The 1,910-nt window shown below is 71.3% G+C and carries 2 protein-coding genes; one reads left to right on the top strand and one right to left on the bottom strand.

The annotated features are described in order from the left end of the window. Positions 1–122: 122 nt before the first annotated feature. Positions 123–938: an endonuclease/exonuclease/phosphatase family protein gene (locus tag ACIA8L_RS45025; protein ID WP_395914648.1), complete on the bottom strand. Its 816-nt coding sequence runs from the start codon at positions 936–938 to the stop codon at positions 123–125. 98 nt (positions 939–1,036) lie between these two features. Between ACIA8L_RS45025 and ACIA8L_RS45020 the strand changes: the two genes are divergently transcribed. Beyond that, entirely contained in the window at positions 1,037–1,621 is a 585-nt protein-coding gene (locus tag ACIA8L_RS45020; RefSeq protein ID WP_395914646.1) for a YdcF family protein, read from the top strand. The last annotated feature ends 289 nt before the right edge of the window (positions 1,622–1,910 follow it).

The raw sequence follows: 1,910 nt of genomic DNA, 5'->3' as shown, positions 1-1,910 counted from the left end.
ACCCCGCAGCTCGACCGCACCTGAACCCCGAACCCCGAACTCCGCAGCTCAACCCGCACCCGAACCCCACAGCCCAGCCGCGCCTCAGGCCGCGCCGCCCGGCCGGACCTCGAGGCCGCCGGTCAGTTCGGCGCGAGTGAGACCAGCAACCCGGGGTGATCAGTCGCCTGCTGCAGGTCGAGGTGGGCGGAGCTGGTCACCGTATGGTCGGCGGTAGCGACGACGTACTGCACGGCGCCGTCGTCCGCGCGCACATATGCGGGCTCGGGCACGCAGCCCTGTGCGCGATCGAGCAGGTTGAAGTCGCCCGCGGCCACGGTCGGGACATACCCCGCGCGTTCGTGCAGCGCGGGAATGGCCACCCCGAACAGATACCGACACTGCTTGAACGCGACCCCCGGCACCGTGTTCGCCAGGTGCGTCGTGCACGCCTGGTAGGCACCGGACACGTGCACACACACCCACGCCCGCTGCTCGGGATCGTTCATGTCCTGCGTGTCGTCGTCCGGATACAGCCCACCGTCGACGATCGTGTCGCGCCGCCCGCCCGCGATCCGCGCGAGCAGCCCGATGCCGTACTCCTTCCCGTTCACGCACGCGAACGGAGCGCCTGTGCGCCGGTCACCGGCGGGCCGGAACGCGCGCACGACCGTGTCGCCGGGGAACACCGAGTCGAGCACGGTGCCGAGCGCCTCGACGTCATCCGCGCAGATCTCGTTGAGCGTGACGACATCGGGACGGTTGCCGCGCATCACGGCCGCGGCCACGTCGATGGCCCGCGCGCTGTAGCAGCCCGCGAACCCGCTGTGACAGAGGTTGAGCTGGAGCACCCGCAGCGGCGGCCGCGCGGCCTCGCCCGGCGACGGGGTAGCGGCGATGACGGCGGCGGCGAGAAAGGCCAGAACCGCAAGTGTGCGCCGGATCACGCGCCCCCTCATGCCGGGCATCATATCGATTGGAAGCCGCCGCCGGCCGATCACATATCGACCGACAAGGCCCGTGTCGCCCGAGCCGGTGGTCGCGATACGGTCCGAATATGTCGCCGCCCGCCGCCACGCTGCTCGTCTTCGGCCGCGGCGTAACCTGCACCGACGGCCGTTACGAGCTCACCACGGACAGCAAGGCACGGGTCCGGGCCGCGGTCGAGCACGTCGCCCGGTCCGGTGCGCCGACCCGGATCGTGTTCACCGGGGGCTGGGCCGGCGTGTCGGAGCGGGCGCCGGAGCCGCCGGCCGGCAGCCGCGAGGCGGACCTGATGCGCGACGCCGCGCAGCGGGCCGGACTGGCCGCCGGGTGCGAACTGCACGTTGAGACACGTTCGCGCAGCACCCTCGAAAATCTCCTGAATCTGGTCGAAGAAGGCCTGGTCGGCGGCCCGTACACGCCGTCGGCGCCGCTCGGCCTGGTCTCCCACGCGTGGCACCTGCCGCGGGTGCGATACCTGGCCGGCAAGGTGCTGGGGCTGCGCGGACGGGCACTCCTGGACATCCCGGCGGCCGGCCCGTGGCAGTCCGAGCTACTGCTGCGACTCGGCTCGCGACTGTGCCTGCTCGGCGCACGGACGGACACCACCCTGCGTCGCCGCGAACAACTAGCGGTCACACTCCTGCGCCGCCGCTGACCACCAACGGTCGCCTCCCGCAGTTCGCACCCGGGGCCGCCGCTGACCACCGACGGTCGCCTCCCGCAGTTCGCACCCGGGGCCGCCGCTGCCAACGAGCCGCACGAAGATCGTCCACGTGGCCCTGACGCAGCCGTTCGTCCACACAAATCCTTACACGAGCCAGCCGAGGGCGCCGCCAACTGCCCGCGGTCTGAGGTTCCCCCCGAACAGTGGACAGGTCTTTAAGCAGCGTTCGCTGTGCCTGTCAGGGCTTGCTCGTATCGGATTGGGCTGAGCATCCCGACTG

Source organism: Dactylosporangium sp. NPDC051541 (assembly GCF_044454505.1).
In the GTDB taxonomy this organism is placed as follows: Bacteria; Actinomycetota; Actinomycetes; order Mycobacteriales; family Micromonosporaceae; genus Dactylosporangium.
Note: the sequence above shows the minus strand (reverse complement) of the source record. Positions and strands in the feature narration are given on the sequence as shown.